The following is a 16,681-nucleotide window of genomic DNA, read 5'->3' as shown; positions in this document are numbered from 1 at the left end:
TCCGCTAGATATGAAATTTTGCGTCATACATAATCTGGAACCGCCGTATACGGAACCGTACGTACGGTGGTGTGAGAGGGACGGAGGTTAGTCACCTCCCCCTATCTCAATTACAATCAGCGGATGTCCTAGGAAATCTGAAAAGCAATTTTTATGAACCCCGCCATTTATCCATTACGAATGATTTAGCAAGTACATAAAATAAATGCAGATAAGAGCACGAAAACAATACTTTAGAACCTTTGCAGCGTCAATTGTTGAGGATTTACGGAAAGGAGGGATCGTGCGTGTTTCCCCATCGGCCACATCCGCTTTTTCCCTCACGGTCTCCACGCAGAACACATCCGGCAGAAACATTTTTTACACCGTTTCAAAATGCGAACGGAGAATGGGATATGGGAAAAATATTAAAAACGATTGATCAAGTTAATGGAATCGTAAAACAGATTCGACCTATATTATCCGAATGGAAGAAATAAAAATTTGCATTTCTGCTGGCATCTTTTGCCGGCTTTTTTCTTTTTTCGGCAAAATCGAACAAAAAAGTGTCCGAGACATGTAAACAATAGAAACCTATGTATAATGGAAAGAGAAGATATTTTGTATAGATGAACGGAAAAATAGGAGGATAAATATGAAGGCAGAAATCAATGGGAATACGCTTGAGTTGAAGGTTGGCGATATTACGAAAGAGACAACGGAAGCGATTGTAAATGCCGCCAATGGGACGTTAATGGGCGGTGGCGGGGTCGATGGAGCGATTCATCGGGCAGCCGGTGAGGAACTTTTGGAAGAATGTAAGATGATTCGGAAAGAAAAACTTCATGGAGATTATTTGCCTACTGGGGAGGCCGTCATCACGAAAGGTTATAACTTGCCGGCAAAATATGTCATCCACACAGTCGGACCGATTTGGACGGGAAAGTCTGAAACGGAGGAAATGAAACTGCGAAATTGTTATGACAATGCGTTACAGCTGGCGAAGGAACGAGGAATTACGAGCATTTCTTTTCCGTCCATTTCTACCGGCGTATATCGTTACCCGGTCAAGCTGGCCTCCGTCGTTGCGCTAACAACAATCATCGAATTTTTAAAGCGTGAATCTTTCGGAAAAGTTGTCATGACCTTATTTTCTGAAGGGGATTATGACGTTTATAAAGCAGCGCTGGAGCGATTGCTTCAGGAAGAGAAAATGAATAAGTAAAAGGGGTTTTAACTAGAATGGCAAAAATAGACGGAAAAACTTATCCTTTCATCGAAGAAAATATTAAGCAACTGAAAAAGCTTTTTCCTGAAGCGGTAACAGAAAACAAAATAGATTTTGCGAAACTGCGTCTGCTTTTAGGGGATGAGGTAGAAACAGAAGAGGAACGGTATGAGTTTACATGGAAGGGGAAAACAGAAGCAATCCGGTTGGCACAAAAGCAAACAACCGGTACCCTCAGACCGAAAAAAGGTGACAGCGTTGATTGGGATCGGACGGAAAATTTATACATAGAAGGCGATAATTTAGAAGTGCTCCGGGTGCTGCAAACGTCATACCGAAACAAAATTAAAATGATCTACATTGACCCGCCCTATAACACAGGGAACGACTTTATTTACCGGGACGATTTCCGCGATAACATTTCCAACTATAAAGAAAAAATGCAAGAAAGCTATAAATCAAATGCGGAAACGAGCGGCCGTTTCCACACCGACTGGCTGAACATGATGTATCCGAGAATTAAATTGGCAAAAAATTTGCTGACGGAAGACGGAGTCATGTTTATTAGCATCGACGACAATGAACAGCCAAATTTACGAAAAATTTGTGATGAAATATTTGGCGAAGAATGTTTCGTCACAACCTTACACGTGGAAATGTCTGCAACCCAGGGGATGAAAGTGAAAGCAGCGCAAAAGGGCAATATCGTCAAAAATACCGAGTATATTCTCGTCTATTCAAAAAACGGTAGGAAGGATATAGCTGAAACGATCCTTTACGATTACCGGGAAAAATACGATACCCACTACTCCAAAATATTAACGGAAGACGGAGAAATCGAAAACCTTGTGCCGTACATGTTCAAAAAAGAACCGGCGATTGAGAAAGAAATTGAAGCTTTAAGCAAGCAGTTAAACAAACGGTTGAATCTGCAAGATATGTATGACTACTCCATCCTTTTCCGAAAGTTTATAGATGATTATAAGGGGCGGATTTTCCGTTTTGATAAAGTAACAGGGTTTACGTCAGAAGATGTGCCGGAAGGAGAAATCCGGGAAGTGACCCGGGACGGAAAAACGTATCTTCTTTGCAATAAACAAGGTCGAATTGAACAGTTGCTGCTGCTGAAAGATTCCTTCGGTTATTGTGATGACTTCAATCAGAGCTATGGGTTAAGAAAGATTCGCGGGGATTGGTGGAAAGAATTTTATAAAGATATGGGGAACGTCTCCAAAGAAGGAGATATGAAGTTCGAGAACGGGAAAAAGCCTGTGCGCCTCATTAAACAGCTAATTAAAATGACGACGAAACCAAACGATTATGTTCTTGACTTCTTCTCCGGATCGGCAACAACGGCCCATGCCGTAATGGAATTAAATATGGAGGAAGAAACGAAACGGAAATTTATCCTTGTCCAATTGCCGGAAGAACTGGATGAAAAGGACAGCAAGCAAAAGGATGCGGTCCAGCTTCTGAAAAAGCTTGGCAGACCGCTCAATATTTGTGAAATCGGCAAAGAAAGGATTCGCCGGGCTAGAAAACAGCTGCTGAAAAACTTTGGCGAAGCATCCGAAGGGAAAGCCGACCTCGGTTTTAAAGTGTTTTTCCTGGATTCTACCAACTTCCATCATTGGGACGAGGAGACGGAAAATGTGGAACGGGACTTATGGCAGCAGCTGGAAATCGTAAAAAACAATCGGACGAGTGATGATGTATTATTTGAGATTTTACTTAAGACAGGAATAGAACTAACAGTACCGATTGGTGAAAAGGAGATGGACGGAAAGAGGATTTACTCCGTCGGGCAAGATATCGTTATTTGCCTGGAACGGGATCTGACATTAGATTTTATGGAAAAATTGCTCCATCACTATCCAGACCGAAAACGGTTTATTTTTTATGATGAAGGATTTGCAAACGATACGGTCCGGATAAATGGGGAACAGCTATTTCATCGACATGGAGCTAAACAACTGCTAGTTATTTAAGGAGCTGGAAAGATGGAAAAAATAGACGGAAAAACGTATAACCTTACTGAGGAAAAAAAAAGGCAGCTGATGGAACTGTTTCCGGAAGCGGTATCGGAAGGAAAGATTAATGTAGAGCGGCTCCTTTTGGCGATCGGTGAGGACCGGGCATCCGAGGAGGAAAAATTTGAATTCCGCTGGAAGGGAAAGAAGGAAGCCATTCAGCTGGCACAAAAGCAGACGACTGGCACGTTACGCCCAGTGAAAGAAGAGAGCGTCAATTGGGATTCCACGAATCATTTATACATTGAAGGGGACAATCTGGAAGTGCTGCGGGTCTTGCAGCAAAGTTATCGCAATAAGATAAAAGTCATCTATATTGATCCGCCTTACAATACAGGGAAGGATTTTGTCTATAAAGATAATTTTCATGATAACGTAGAAAACTATAAGGAACGGCTGAAGGAAAGCTATAAATCCAATGCGGAGACGAGCGGAAGATATCATACGGATTGGCTCAACATGATGTACCCGCGGCTGATGCTTGCGAAAAGCTTTCTCACCGATGACGGCGTCATCTTTATTAGTATCGATGACCATGAAGTGTTTAATTTAAAAAAAATTTGTGATGAAATATTCGGGGAAAATAATTTCATCGAAATGTTCAGCTGGAAAAAAACGTCCACGCCGGCCAACCTGTCGAATAAAACAAAAAAGTCGCTGGAATACATTCTTTTATATCAAAAGAGAGATGCGAAAGAATTAAAAGGACTGACGAAATTCAGCAAAAGCACCAATGGTCTGATGAACCAGACGAACCGGGTAAGCGAACTTATTTTTCCGAAATATATAACGGAAACCTCTTTAAAAGACGGCGTATATCCGGCGGGGAAATATGGCACCAGTGCCTACGATATTGAATTGCTTGCGGATACGGAAGTGAAGGACGGCAAATTTATTAAAGATGTTTATCTTCGGGGGAAATTTAAGTGGAGCCAAAATTATTTGGACGAACAAATTAAAGCGGGAGTAAAAGTGTACATTAAAACCGCTGCTTTTTCCCCTTCTTACGAAAAGGATGAATACGAGCCGGAAAAGCCGTGGAACATCATCGACGCTTCCTTCAATGTCGGAACGAATGAAAATGCCTCCGATGAACTGGACCGGATTATGGGTCCGAATTTTTCCGACGGATTGTACCCGAAACCGACATCCTTGATTAAATATTTAATTAATATGGCGGCTGGTCCGGAAGATTATATTATGGATTTCTTTTCCGGATCGGCTACGACAGGGCATGCGGTGATGGAATTAAATGCGGAAGATGGTGGGAAACGGAAATTTATCCTTGTCCAGCTTCCAGAAGAAACAAATCAAAAATCCGAAGCCTTTCGGGCAGGATATAAAAAAATTACGGAAATCGGAAAAGAACGGCTTCGCCGGGCAGGAGCGCAGCTGAAAGAAAAAACCGATTATCCGATCGACATCGGCTTTAAAGTATTTCATCTGGACACGACGAATATAAAACAGTGGGACGAACAGGAAGAAGATTTGGAAGCTTCCTTGCTCGACCAAATCCAGCCATTAAAAGACGGAAGAAACGAAGAAGATGTGGTGTATGAAATCCTGCTTAAATATGGGCTGGAACTGACAGTTCCGGTGGAAAAGAAAACGTGGGAGAAGAAAAATTATTATTCTGTCGGCCACGGAGAAATTCTTATCGCCCTGGACAAGGATATTCAGCAGAATTTTGTGGAACACCTGGCGCAAGAACATCACCATTGTAGAATTATCGTATTTTTTGATGAAGGGTTCCATGATGACACTATGCGTTTAAACGTGGAACAACTGCTAAAACAATACGGAATTACGAATATTCATGTCATATAAAAAGACTTCAATAGTCTGGAGAGGAACGGACGAATGGAACGGATAGACGGAAAAACAGCGAATATCGTAGAAGAAAATATCAGGAAGATGAAACAATGGTTTCCGGAAGTATTTTCGGAAGGAAAAATTGACCCGGAAAAATTGCTGCTCGTTTTGGGAAAGCACATTGAAGCGGAAGCGGAAAAGTACGATTTTACGTGGCATGGGAAGACCGAGGCGATGCAGCTTGCCCAAAAGCAGTCTACTGCCACGTTAAGGCCGTGCAAAGAAGAAAGTGTTGATTGGGAAAAGACGAAGAACTTGTATATTGAAGGGGATAACCTGGAAGTTTTGCGTCTCCTGCAAACGCCTTACCGCAATAAGATTAAGGCGATTTATATCGATCCGCCATATAATACCGGCATGGATTTTATTTATGAGGACGATTTTGAAGACAATGTCAAAAATTATAAAGAAAAGATTCAGGAAAAGATGAAATCTAATGCGGAGACGTCCGGCAGGTATCATACGAACTGGCTAAACTTTATGTATCCGAGACTGAAATTGGCGAGAAATTTGCTCACCGATGACGGGATGATTTTTATTAGCATCAGTGATAAAGAACTGTATAATCTGAAAAAAATGTGTGATGAAATTTTTGGCGAAGACAATTTTGTCACCACATTTATTTGGGAGAAAAAGAAAAAGCCGTCTTTCCTTGACCGGAACGTCGGCGGAGTGACCGAATATATTGTCACTTATTCTAAAAACAATGAAAAGACCCACGCGCTTTCCATTGAACGGACGGAAAAAGGAAAAAAATATCCGTTTAATAATGCGGGAAACGGGGTCCGGATTCTTACCTTTCCCGAAGGTTCGGTTTCCTTTCAGATGGAGGACGGAACAATACCGGCGCAAGATATGTCCGGCGGGAATATTATTACCGAGCTGTTGGATGATGTCACCATTAAAGACGGAAAAAATGCCAATTCTTTTCGGCTTAAAGGGGAGTGGCGTTATTCCCAGGAAAAACTGGATGAAATTATTGCCAATAAAGAGGAAATTGTCATCAGCAAAGTACCTTTCCGCCCAAATCATATAAAGACTGGCGGGGAGATCAAGAAAATCAAAAATCTATTTTCCATCCATGGTTACGGTTTCCCGACCTATGAAGACGCGGATAAAGAGATGATTCAGCTGTTCGGCAGGAAAATCTTTGACTATTCCAAACCGGAAAAGCTGATTCGCCGCCTTCTGCAGTCCCTGCTTTATAACGATGAAGAAGCAATAATCCTCGATTTCTTCTCCGGTTCCGGAACGACCGGAGAAGCGGTGTGGAAATTAAATCAAGAATTCGGAAAAGATTATCGGTTTATTTTAGTTCAGCTACCGGAACCGCTGGAGGAGAAGTCAGAAGGGTATAAGCTCGGCTTTAAAACGATTTCCGACATTGGCAAGGAGCGGCTCCGCCGGGCAAGAAAACAATTGCTGGAGGAAAAAACAAATTACGATATCGGGTTTAAAGTGTTTCAGCTGGACGACAGCAATTTGAAAAAATGGGATGACCGGGCAGAAGAACTGGAAGAGCAGCTGCTTGAGTATTTGAATCCGTTAAAGGAAGGGCGGACCGAGGAGGATATTGTTTATGAAATTTTGCTGAAATATGGAATCGACATTACAGCTCCAATCGAAAAGAAACAGCTGGAAAACAAGAATGTGTATGTGTTAGAGAACGGGACTTTCTTGCTTTGTTTTGACCGGAATTTAAACTTATCTTTTATCGAGGCATTGCTGAAGGAATTCCCGGACTTGAAGCGGGCCGTCTTTTTTGATGAAGGCTTCCTCAATGATACGGAAAAACTAAATGCAGAGCAGCTGTTTAAACAATATGGAGTTACGGATATACGCGTCATCTAAGGGGGAAAGAAAATGAAAATTGAATTCGATGAAATGCAGTATCAGCTTGATGCGGTCAAAGCCATCACCGATATTTTTGAAGGGCAGGCGAAGCGTGTATCCCGTTTTTCTGTCAGCATGGGAGAAATTATCGGCCAGGAAGTGACGGAAACCGGTATCGGAAACAAGCTGGAATTGACGGATGAAGAACTGCTGGAAAATGTGCAAAAGATTCAAATGCGCCATCATTTGCCAAAATCGACAGATATTCAGGATCGTAATTTCACTGTAGAAATGGAAACAGGAACGGGAAAAACATACGTCTATACGAGGACTATTTTTGAATTGAACAAACAATACGGTTTTTCCAAATTTATTATTGTCGTGCCAAGTGTTGCCATTCGGGAAGGGGTTTATAAATCGCTGCAGATGACCGAAACCCATTTTCAAGAGGAATTCCCTGGCCAATATTGTCATTTCTTTAAGTATGATTCATCGAAACTTGAACAGGTGCGGGATTTTGCTACAAGCACGAATATTGAAGTTATGATTATTAATATTGACGCATTCCGGAAAAGCTTTGAAGATCCGGAAAAGGAAAGCAAAGCCAATTTAATTCACCGGGAAAGGGATTCCCTCAATGGAAAAAAGCCGATAGAATTCATTCAGGATACGAATCCAATCGTTATCATCGACGAACCCCAAAGCGTCGACAATACGGAAAAGGCAAAGGAAGCGATCGCTTCTTTAAACCCGATGTGCAAATTGCGCTATTCGGCCACCCACCGAGAGCATTATAACTTAATGTATAAATTGGATCCGGTAGATGCTTACGAAAAGAAATTGGTGAAAAAAATTGAAGTTTTATCGATTCAGTCGGAAGAAAACTTTAATGATCCGTATATTAAATTGATTAAGGTGACGAGTAAAAACGGCTATAAAGCTACGATTGAGCTGGATGAAAAAAAGAAAAACGGCATTGTGAAACGGGTGAAAAAGCAGGCTGACCCGCGACGGAATAATGATTTATATGAGCTTTCGGGCGGAAGGGATATTTATCGCGGCTATGTAATTGCAGGGATTGACGCTACTCCGGGCAACGAATCGATTGAATTTGAAAGCGGAAGAATCCTTCACGTTGGGGACGTGATCGGAGGCATGGATGACGACACATTAAAACGGGTGCAAATCCGGGAAGCAATCCGCACCCATTTGGACAAAGAACTGAAACTCATTCCTTTAGGCATTAAAGTATTAACGTTGTTCTTCATCGACAAAGTGGAAAACTACCGTATTTATCCGAAAGAAGGAGACTGGCAAAAAGGGAAATACGCTCTCATGTTTGAGGAGGAATATGACAAGCTCATCAAACTGGAGAAATATCGGCCATTGCTGGAAGTTTCCTATATCGGCGAACAAAATGCGGAGACAGTGCACGACGGCTATTTTGCAAAGGATAGAAAAGGGAAGTTTAAAGATAGCCGGGTGACAAAAGACGGCCGACTGCGTTCAACGAAAGATGACGAATCTACCTTTAAGCTGATTATGCAGGAAAAGGAAAAGCTGCTCAGCTTTTCTCATCCGCTGCGCTTTATATTCTCCCATTCCGCATTGAAAGAAGGATGGGATAATCCGAACGTCTTCCAAATTTGTACCTTGGTTGAGACGAAAGATATTTTAACAAAACGGCAAAAAATTGGCCGGGGCCTGCGCCTTGCGGTAAACCAGAAAGGAAAGCGGGTTTATGATGAAAATGTGAACATACTTACCGTCGTAGCCAACGAATCTTATGAAGAATTTGCCGCAACACTGCAATCGGAAATGGAAGAAGAAACCGGAGTTAAATTCGGTTATCTGGAAGAACATTTCTTTGCAGAAATTTGGCAAGACACCGATGAAGATCAAGATATCGGATACGAAAAATCAGCACAGTTGTTCCAATTCTTGAAAGAGGAAAAATATATTGACGGAACCGGGAAAGTAGCGGAAAAGCTGAAGGAAGCAATCGCTGAAAATAAACTGGTACTTCCGGAAGATTTTGCTGAAGAGCAAAAGGAAATTGAAAGCTTTATTAAGCGGGTCATCAAGAAACTGCCCGTGTTTAATAAAAAGGATAAAGTTCATGTCAAACTTAATAAACAAGTGCTTTTAAGTCCAGAATTTGAACAGTTATGGAACCAAATTAAGTTTAAAACGACGTATTCAGTCGAGCTGGATAGCGAAACGCTGATTAAGCGATCAATTAAAGGCATTCAACAATTGCCGCCTTTTAAGCCAAGAAGGGTTGTGCGGGAAAATGCGTTAGTAAAAATGGACCGTTCCGGTGTCACCGGAGAAGGTAAGACGTTCCGCACCCATGAAGTGGAAGAGGAGCAAAGCAGACTGCCGGATATATTACGCTATTTGCAAGACCATACGAAATTAAAACGCCGCACTCTTGTGGAAATTCTGATCGGTTCCAAGCGGCTGGACGATTTCAAGAAAAATCCGCAGCGGTTTATGGAAGAAGTAATGAAAATCATTAACCGGGAGAAGCGGAAACTTATTGTCGATGGAATAAAATATGAACGAATTGGTGACCACGAATATTATGAACAGTCTCTGTTTGAACAGGAAGAGCTTGTCGGTTATATGAAGGCGAACGCCGTGAAAGTATCCGAAGAAAAATCTGTCTTTGATCATATCCGTTACGATTCAAAGGTAGAGAGGGAATTTGCTGAGAAACTGAATAACGACGAAGATGTGAAATTATTTGTGAAGCTCCCGTCTTCTTTCTCTATCGATACACCTCTTGGCAATTACAATCCGGATTGGGCTATTTTAATGAAAAAAGACAACGAAGAGAAATTATATTTTGTTGTGGAAACGAAAGGCAGCACAGACAAGGAAGACCTTCGGGAAGTGGAGCAGGATAAGATTGAATGCGGCAAGAAGCATTTTGAAGCATTGAACACAAAGGCAAAATATAAACTCGCCAATTCTTTTGAGAAATTAAAAGAGGAAGTCTATTAATCCTTCCAATCAAACTCTGTTCTGCTATCCGGCTTATTTCACTTAAGTGAATAATTCATATCATGAATTCCCCCCTTGTGACATACATTGTTGCTAGGGGGGATGTCCATGGCTGGAAGAATATGGTTAGGACTGATTTTCCTGTTCTTTGGAATCGGTTTGCTTTTACATCAAATGGAAATCATTCATCTTGGGCAAGTTTTGTCGAACTGGTGGCCGGTAATCTTCATTATAATTGGCGTTATCCAGTTTAATCATCGCACATCATTATCTGCGATTACCGGAGTCATCTTTGTGTTAATTGGCCTATTCTTCTTTGCACAACAATGGTTTAACATGAATTTGATTGCCTATTTCTGGCCGATTATTTTCATTGTTTTCGGATTTTCATTAATATTGACGCGGGTAAAACAAAAGCCGTCAACCCATCGGAAGGGGAAATTAAACTCTTTTGTCCTCTTTTCTGGAACGGATGTAAAAAGTTATTCCCAGCCCTTTCCAGGGGGTAATGTGACGGCTGTATTCGGCCATGCAGAGATTGACCTGCGAGATGCGGTGATTGCTGAAGGTGCAGTGCTGGATGTTTCAATCATCTTTGGCGGGGTTACGGTACGTGTTCCCAAAAATGTTCGCGTCGAAATAATGGGCACTCCCATTTTTGGCGGGTGGGAAGATAGTACCGAAATCTCAAGTAATGACGGGGAGATTCCCGTGCTAAAAATTAATTGTCTTACTATTTTTGGCGGGGCAGAGATTAAAAATTAGCAATTTCTAATAGCAGATAAAAAGGCATTTGCATTTTAAGCAGTTCCATATTTCCATAGGAACTGCTTATTATTTTTTATATTACAGAGGTAAATAATAAAATATTTACAAATATGTCGTTAAATGATAAAATGAAAAAGCTGCTTGCTGAATCTTTTTTGGCTGTAAAGCCTTATATATAAAGAGCGGGGGACCCAAGGTTGATGCGGATATTTCCGCTATAGGTGAATTCGTAATAGAAGGGGCTGTTTAGTTTCCCATAGTCCTAACCTGAAAGCTAACCTCGTAAGCTATTGAAGTGGAAACGGAGAATAAAAGCAAATATAGTGAGAGCAGTTTCAAAAGAAACAACTCAGTCCAAAACTAAGGCATTTGTCATGAAAGGCTAGCCTTAGTTTTCTATTGGCCAAAATATTCTTCATGTTTCCCTTGCCTGAGAACTGCATAAAAAATTTTCATCAGAAGGTGAGGAAATAAGATGAAAAGATTTAAGTTAAGTTTGGCTAGCCAAATCTTTATCGGTTTAATTTTAGGTATTATCGTCGGCGGTATATTCTACGGAAATGAAACGGCTCAAAGTGTTTTACAGCCGTTTGGGGACTTGTTTATCCGCTTAATTAAAATGATTGTTGTGCCAATTGTCCTTTCTAGTATCATTGTTGCCATTGCCGGCGTCGGCGATCTGAAATCTGTCGGCAAGTTAGGCGGAAAATCGTTATCCTATTTTATTGGCATGACGATGGTTGCCGTATTTGTCGGGTTGGTTTCGGCAAATGTTTTTCAGCCTGGCGCTGGTTTAAATATGGACGAGCTTCAGCAAAGCGATATTTCTACTTACGTTGAAACGAATGAAGAACAGGAAGGAAAAACATTAGTCGATACACTTCTTCATATCGTTCCGACGAATCCATTGCAAGCGATGGTAGAAGGGGACATGCTGTCGATTATTTTCTTTGCTGTCGTATTCGGTCTCGGAATCGCAGCCATTGGAGAAAAGGGAAAAACGATTTTAAGGTTTTTCGAAGGTATGGCAAATGCCATGTTTTACGTGACAAATTTATTTATGAAATATGCACCGATAGGAGTATTTGCATTAATCGGTGTGACGATTTCCAAGTATGGTTTTGAATCGCTTATTCCGCTTGGGAAACTGGCAATAACCGTTTACGGAACGATGGTTTTCTTTGTAATTGTCGTATTAGGCTTAACGGCCAAGCTCGTCGGTTTCAGCATTTTTAAATTATTAAAGATGATTAAAGAGGAGTTAATTTTAGCTTTTTCCACTTCCAGCTCGGAAACAGTCCTTCCAAGAATTATGGACAAAATGGAAAAAGCAGGCAGCCCGAAACATATTGCATCCTTTGTTATTCCAACGGGCTATTCCTTTAATTTGGACGGTTCAATTCTTTATCAGGCAATTGCCGCCATGTTCGTTGCACAAATGTATGGCATCGATTTGAGCATCGGGCAGCAGATTATGCTTATGCTAGTATTAATGGTGACATCAAAAGGAATGGCAGGAGTTCCAGGTGTATCCTTTGTCGTCCTGCTGGCTACGTTTAGCACGATTGGACTTCCTGCTGCGGGGCTGGCATTTATCGCCGGAATTGACCGGATTCTCGATATGGGGCGGACGGCTGTAAACGTAGTCGGCAACTCCTTAGCTGCCATCATTATTGCCAAATGGGAAGGACAGTTTCAGCCTCCAGCTGAAAATGACGGTAAACAACTTGTCATTGAACCCGTCTACGAGAAACAGATGGAAAAACAATATGAAACATTATCATAGTGTGAAAGCACATTTCTGTCACAGGAATGTGCTTTTTATTTTAGTAGTATATTACCGTTTTAAATGATTAAAAACTATGCTTAAAATTTAAAATTTACCTTGACATAACTTTCAATTTTCGTTAAATTATAAATAATTAAATATTGGAAAAGCTGCTTAATCTAATTGACTCTATTGATGAAGTAGAGCAAGTTCTTAGATTAAAACCAGTATAAATGCCAGGAGATTTATTCCCTGTATGCTAATGGCTTCTCCTGGTAGTTGTGCTGGTTTTTTAATTTATTTCAAACAGGAGGTATTGGAAATGAACATGGAAAAGCTTATTGAACTGGACAAAAAACATTTTATCCACCCGACTTCATCGATTCAGCAGCAGCAGGAACAAGGTCCAAAAATGATTGTTGAAAAAGGGGAAGGCATCTATCTTACTGATACAAATGGAAACGTTTACATCGATGCTATGTCCTCCCTTTGGAACGTCAATATCGGCCATGGCCGGGAAGAACTTGCTGAAGTAGCTGCAGAACAAATGAAAAAACTTGCCTTTAGCTCGACATTCTCTACTTTCAGTCATAAACCGGCGATTCTGTTAGCAGAGAAAATTGCTTCCCTTGCTCCAGAAGGGTTAAATGCCGTCTTCTTTACTTCTGGCGGGTCTGAGTCAAATGATACAGCGATTAAGCTGGTGAGACACTATTGGAGAATTCAAGGAAAACCAGAAAAACGGAAAATAATCGGTCTTGGCCGGGCGTATCACGGGGTTGCAGCTGCTTCTACCAGTGCGACCGGTATTCCGGAATTTTGGAATATGGCAGGAAAAATGATGGTAGACATATATCATGCGGATAATCCTTATGGCAACGGGAAAGAGAAAGCGATTGCTTCTTTGCGGGCTGTCATTGAAAGGGAAGGACCGGAAACAGTTGCTGCCTTTATCGCCGAGCCAATTCAAGGAGCGGGCGGTGTGCTGATTCCGCCAAAAGAATATTTGCAGGAAGTACGAGCCATTTGTGACGAATACGGAATTTTATACATTGCCGACGAGGTAATCACCGGGTTTGGACGAACAGGCAAATGGTTTGGTATAGAAAACTTTGGGGTCACACCAGATGTCATTTCCTTTGCAAAAGGAGTAACGAGCGGCTATATCCAGCTTGGCGGCGTAATTGTGTCTGACGAAATCCATAACGTGTTAAAAGAAAAATCAAAAGGAACCCTTTTCCACGGGTATACTTATAGCGGCCATCCGACAGCAACAGCGGTAGGACTTAAGAATATAGAAATTATGGAAAAAGAGGGCCTCGTCGAAAACTCAAGAAAAATGGGCGAAGTAATGCTGGAAGGGTTTAAGAAAATCAAAAAAGAATTGGACATCGTCGGTGAGGTAAGGGCATTAGGGCTGCTTGGAGCGGTAGAGCTTGTTGCGGATCCGGAAACAAATAAACGGTTTGCACCTGAGCTGCAAGTTGCACCAAAAGTTATTGAAGCGCTCCATCAGCGGGGAGTAATTTGCCGGGCCGTTACGTATGAAGGAACAGATATTATTTGCTTTGCTCCGCCATTAATCATGAATGAAGAACAAGTAAATACAATGGTAGAACGGCTCCATGACGCAATAAAAGAAGTCAGGGAGAGCTTGTCCCGCGTTCTGCAGTAGCAAAAGTTAGGAATCCAATCAGCAAATGGATACTGATTGGATTCCTGTCCCTAAAATAGACGGAATTTTTAAAAAAGGAGGAAAAGTGATGAACAAAGACCAAAATTTACTGAAAGTCCTTGGGAACAAAGACGTCCTAGCTTTAGCCTTTGGGGCAATGATCGGCTGGGGCTGGGTAGTTACTACCGGCATTTGGATTACGGAAGCCGGTTCGCTAGGAGCTATCTTAGCTTTCTTAATAGGCGGCATTTTAGTTGTGTTTGTCGGTTTAACTTATTCTGAATTGGCTGCAGCCATGCCCCTTGTCGGCGGAGAGTTTGTCTATACATATAAGGCAATGGGAAGAGTTGTTTCCTTTATTACGACGTGGGCGATTATTTTTGGCTATGTATCCGTTGTCGCATTTGAAGCCGTTGCGCTGCCGACGGTATTTGAATATTTAGTTCCGAATTTCAGCCAAGGCTACTTGTACACGATTCAAGGCTGGGACGTCACGATTACCTGGGCTGGAACCGGTATTATCGGTTCAATCATTATTGCCTGGATTAACTACCGCGGAATCAAATTGACATCCGTTATCAACATAATTTTAACATTACTAATTATTGTTGCAGGTATATTATTAATTACAGGTACGACCATCTCCGGTTCATCGGAAAATATGCAGCCTCTTTTTGAAAATGGAATGGCAGGACTGTTAACCGTTGTTATTATGACTCCGTTTATGTTTGTTGGATTTGACGTCATTCCGCAAGCATCAGAAGAAATTAACTTGCCAAAAAGACGGATTGGGCAGCTGCTTATCTTTTCTGTCATTTTGGCAGTTGTTTGGTACGTTTCGATTATTTTGGGAGTTTCTTTAATGATGACACCTTCAGAGTTAAGCGCTTCCAACTTGGTAACCGCAGATGCGATGGGCAAAGCCTTTGGAGGAAGCCAAATCATGGCCAATGTTCTTGTACTTGGAGGAATTGGCGGGATCTTAACGAGCTGGCTTGGATTCTATGTCGGCGGAAGCAGGGCTATTTATGCTCTGGCTAAGGCAGGAATGCTGCCAAAATTTTTAGGGGAGCTCCATCCGAAATACCGGACACCCCATAGAGCAATTATCCTTATCGCCATACTGTCTACGTTAGCTCCGTTATTAGGCCGGCCAGCCCTCGTCTGGTTCGTTAACTCCGGCGGTCTCGGACTTGTAATTGGATGGACAATGGTAGCTGTTTCCTTCATAATTTTGCGGAAAAAGGCACCAGATATGGAACGGCCGTTTAAACTTCCGGGTGGAACGCTCCTCGGCTGGATTGCTGCAATTTTAGCCATCGGGATAACATTCCTATATTTTCCTGGAATGCCTTCCGCATTAACTTTGCCTGAGTGGATTATTGCCGGTTTCTGGTTCTTGTTGGGCGCGTTATTCTATAACTATTCTATGAAGAAGTATGGCAAAGCGTATGCGGATGAACATATGAAGAAGGAAATTGACCGGATTGCATAAATGTTAAATAGACATGCAGCAGCTTAGCGAAAGGCTAGGCTGCTTTTCTTTTGCATTCGCCTCCATACTCGTTTCCTCTTGATTAGCCCTATTTCTCTCCCTATAAAACGATGAAAAAGTTTGCGTTTTTGTTTACTTGATAAGCATATTCTATTATCCCTCCCATATATTGTACTAACAATTAAATCCAAATCATCAGGCAGAAATAAACAAGATGCCTATTTGAATTTTGTGGATTGAAAAAAATCAAAAAGGATGTGAGTGGATGTTTCAAAATTTTGACGGAAGGACGGTTGTCGTTACTGGTGGAAGTATCGGTATCGGGAAAGGAATTGCAAGGGTGTTTGCCAAATCCGGTGCGAATGTAGCAATTATAGCGAGAAATAAAGAAACGGCTGAGCAATGTGCGGAAGAAATCAGCTCTTTTCCTGGACAAGCAAAAGCATTTCCCGCAGATGTAACGGATTTGCCGTCAATGGAAAGGGCGATGGAGAATATAGCGGAACAATTTGGCGGAATTGACGTCGTTTGTGCCAATGCAGGGATATTTCCGTCGGCAACGTTAGAGGAAATGACGGATGAAAAATGGGATCACGTTCTTAATACGAATACAAAGGGAACATATCATACCGTCAAGGCAAGTCTTCCATATTTAAAGAAGGCTGATGCAGGGCGGATTATTATCACTTCATCCATTACCGGTCCGGTAACCGGATATGCAGGCTGGTCCCATTATGCCGCAAGCAAAGCAGCACAGCTTGGTTTTATGCGCTCGGCAGCATTGGAATTGGCCGATCAAGGGATAACCGTTAATGCAGTATTGCCAGGCAATATTTTAACTGAAGGACTGGAAGGCATGGGAGAAGATTACTTGCAAGCGATGGCAAACGCCATTCCGACGAAAAAATTAGGCACGGTGGAAGATATTGGCTACGCCGCCCTCTTTCTTGCATCGAAAGAAGCAGGCTTTATTACCGGTCAAACAATCATTGTCGATGGAGGACAAACCTTGCCGGAAGATTAA

The 16,681-nt window shown here is 41.8% G+C and carries 11 protein-coding genes and 1 riboswitch; all 11 genes read left to right on the top strand.

The window, feature by feature from the left end:
* Positions 1–287 precede the first annotated feature (287 nt).
* The 11 genes from IEV18_RS17580 (at position 288) to fabG (ending at position 16,681) form a co-directional block, all read left to right on the top strand.
* Positions 288–479, top strand: a complete 192-nt coding sequence (locus IEV18_RS17580) for a YppG family protein (protein WP_188391944.1) — start codon at positions 288–290, stop codon at positions 477–479.
* 155 nt (positions 480–634) lie between these two features.
* Positions 635–1,204: an O-acetyl-ADP-ribose deacetylase gene (locus IEV18_RS08415; protein ID WP_188391943.1), complete on the top strand. Its 570-nt coding sequence runs from the start codon at positions 635–637 to the stop codon at positions 1,202–1,204.
* 17 nt (positions 1,205–1,221) lie between these two features.
* Positions 1,222–3,195, top strand: coding sequence for a site-specific DNA-methyltransferase (locus IEV18_RS08410; RefSeq protein ID WP_188391942.1), 1,974 nt, complete (start codon positions 1,222–1,224; stop codon positions 3,193–3,195).
* A 12-nt stretch (positions 3,196–3,207) separates the two neighbouring features.
* The gene (locus tag IEV18_RS08405) at positions 3,208–5,064 is read left to right on the top strand and encodes a site-specific DNA-methyltransferase (RefSeq protein ID WP_188391941.1); all 1,857 of its coding nucleotides are present in this window, start codon (positions 3,208–3,210) and stop codon (positions 5,062–5,064) included.
* Positions 5,065–5,097: 33 nt separating this feature from the next.
* On the top strand, positions 5,098–6,960 hold the full coding sequence (locus tag IEV18_RS08400) for a site-specific DNA-methyltransferase (RefSeq protein WP_188391940.1): 1,863 nt from the start codon (positions 5,098–5,100) through the stop codon (positions 6,958–6,960).
* Positions 6,961–6,972: 12 nt separating this feature from the next.
* Positions 6,973–9,951 carry a type III restriction-modification system endonuclease gene (locus tag IEV18_RS08395; RefSeq protein WP_188391939.1) on the top strand — a complete coding sequence of 993 codons (2,979 nt, stop codon included), beginning with the start codon at positions 6,973–6,975 and terminating at the stop codon, positions 9,949–9,951.
* Between the two features lie 108 nt (positions 9,952–10,059).
* On the top strand, positions 10,060–10,716 hold the full coding sequence (locus tag IEV18_RS08390) for a LiaF transmembrane domain-containing protein (RefSeq protein WP_188391938.1): 657 nt from the start codon (positions 10,060–10,062) through the stop codon (positions 10,714–10,716).
* A 135-nt stretch (positions 10,717–10,851) separates the two neighbouring features.
* Positions 10,852–11,023, top strand: a riboswitch (cyclic di-AMP (ydaO/yuaA leader).
* Positions 11,024–11,194: 171 nt separating this feature from the next.
* Positions 11,195–12,505, top strand: coding sequence for a cation:dicarboxylate symporter family transporter (locus IEV18_RS08385; protein WP_188391937.1), 1,311 nt, complete (start codon positions 11,195–11,197; stop codon positions 12,503–12,505).
* Positions 12,506–12,815: 310 nt separating this feature from the next.
* Entirely contained in the window at positions 12,816–14,162 is a 1,347-nt protein-coding gene (locus tag IEV18_RS08380) for an aminotransferase family protein (RefSeq protein ID WP_188391948.1), read from the top strand.
* Between the two features lie 88 nt (positions 14,163–14,250).
* The gene (locus tag IEV18_RS08375) at positions 14,251–15,657 is read left to right on the top strand and encodes an APC family permease (RefSeq protein ID WP_188391936.1); all 1,407 of its coding nucleotides are present in this window, start codon (positions 14,251–14,253) and stop codon (positions 15,655–15,657) included.
* A 265-nt stretch (positions 15,658–15,922) separates the two neighbouring features.
* A complete protein-coding gene (gene fabG, locus IEV18_RS08370; RefSeq protein ID WP_188391935.1) occupies positions 15,923–16,681 on the top strand; it encodes a 3-oxoacyl-ACP reductase FabG in 759 nt (252 codons plus the stop codon).

This window comes from Compostibacillus humi (assembly GCF_014637175.1).
GTDB lineage: Bacteria > Bacillota > Bacilli > Bacillales > Amphibacillaceae > Oceanobacillus > Oceanobacillus humi.
This window is presented reverse-complemented; position numbering and strand designations above follow the sequence as displayed.

What these genes read in the sequence shown, in the direction of transcription:
- IEV18_RS08395 (WP_188391939.1), top strand. Translation starts at nt 6,973, where the DNA reads ATGAAAATTGAATTCGATGAAATGCAGTATCAGCTTGATGCGGTCAAA.
- IEV18_RS08390 (WP_188391938.1), top strand. Translation starts at nt 10,060, where the DNA reads ATGGCTGGAAGAATATGGTTAGGACTGATTTTCCTGTTCTTTGGAATC.
- IEV18_RS08400 (WP_188391940.1), top strand. Translation starts at nt 5,098, where the DNA reads ATGGAACGGATAGACGGAAAAACAGCGAATATCGTAGAAGAAAATATC.
- IEV18_RS08380 (WP_188391948.1), top strand. Translation starts at nt 12,816, where the DNA reads ATGGAAAAGCTTATTGAACTGGACAAAAAACATTTTATCCACCCGACT.
- IEV18_RS08410 (WP_188391942.1), top strand. Translation starts at nt 1,222, where the DNA reads ATGGCAAAAATAGACGGAAAAACTTATCCTTTCATCGAAGAAAATATT.
- IEV18_RS08415 (WP_188391943.1), top strand. Translation starts at nt 635, where the DNA reads ATGAAGGCAGAAATCAATGGGAATACGCTTGAGTTGAAGGTTGGCGAT.
- IEV18_RS08385 (WP_188391937.1), top strand. Translation starts at nt 11,195, where the DNA reads ATGAAAAGATTTAAGTTAAGTTTGGCTAGCCAAATCTTTATCGGTTTA.
- fabG (WP_188391935.1), top strand. Translation starts at nt 15,923, where the DNA reads ATGTTTCAAAATTTTGACGGAAGGACGGTTGTCGTTACTGGTGGAAGT.
- IEV18_RS08405 (WP_188391941.1), top strand. Translation starts at nt 3,208, where the DNA reads ATGGAAAAAATAGACGGAAAAACGTATAACCTTACTGAGGAAAAAAAA.
- IEV18_RS08375 (WP_188391936.1), top strand. Translation starts at nt 14,251, where the DNA reads ATGAACAAAGACCAAAATTTACTGAAAGTCCTTGGGAACAAAGACGTC.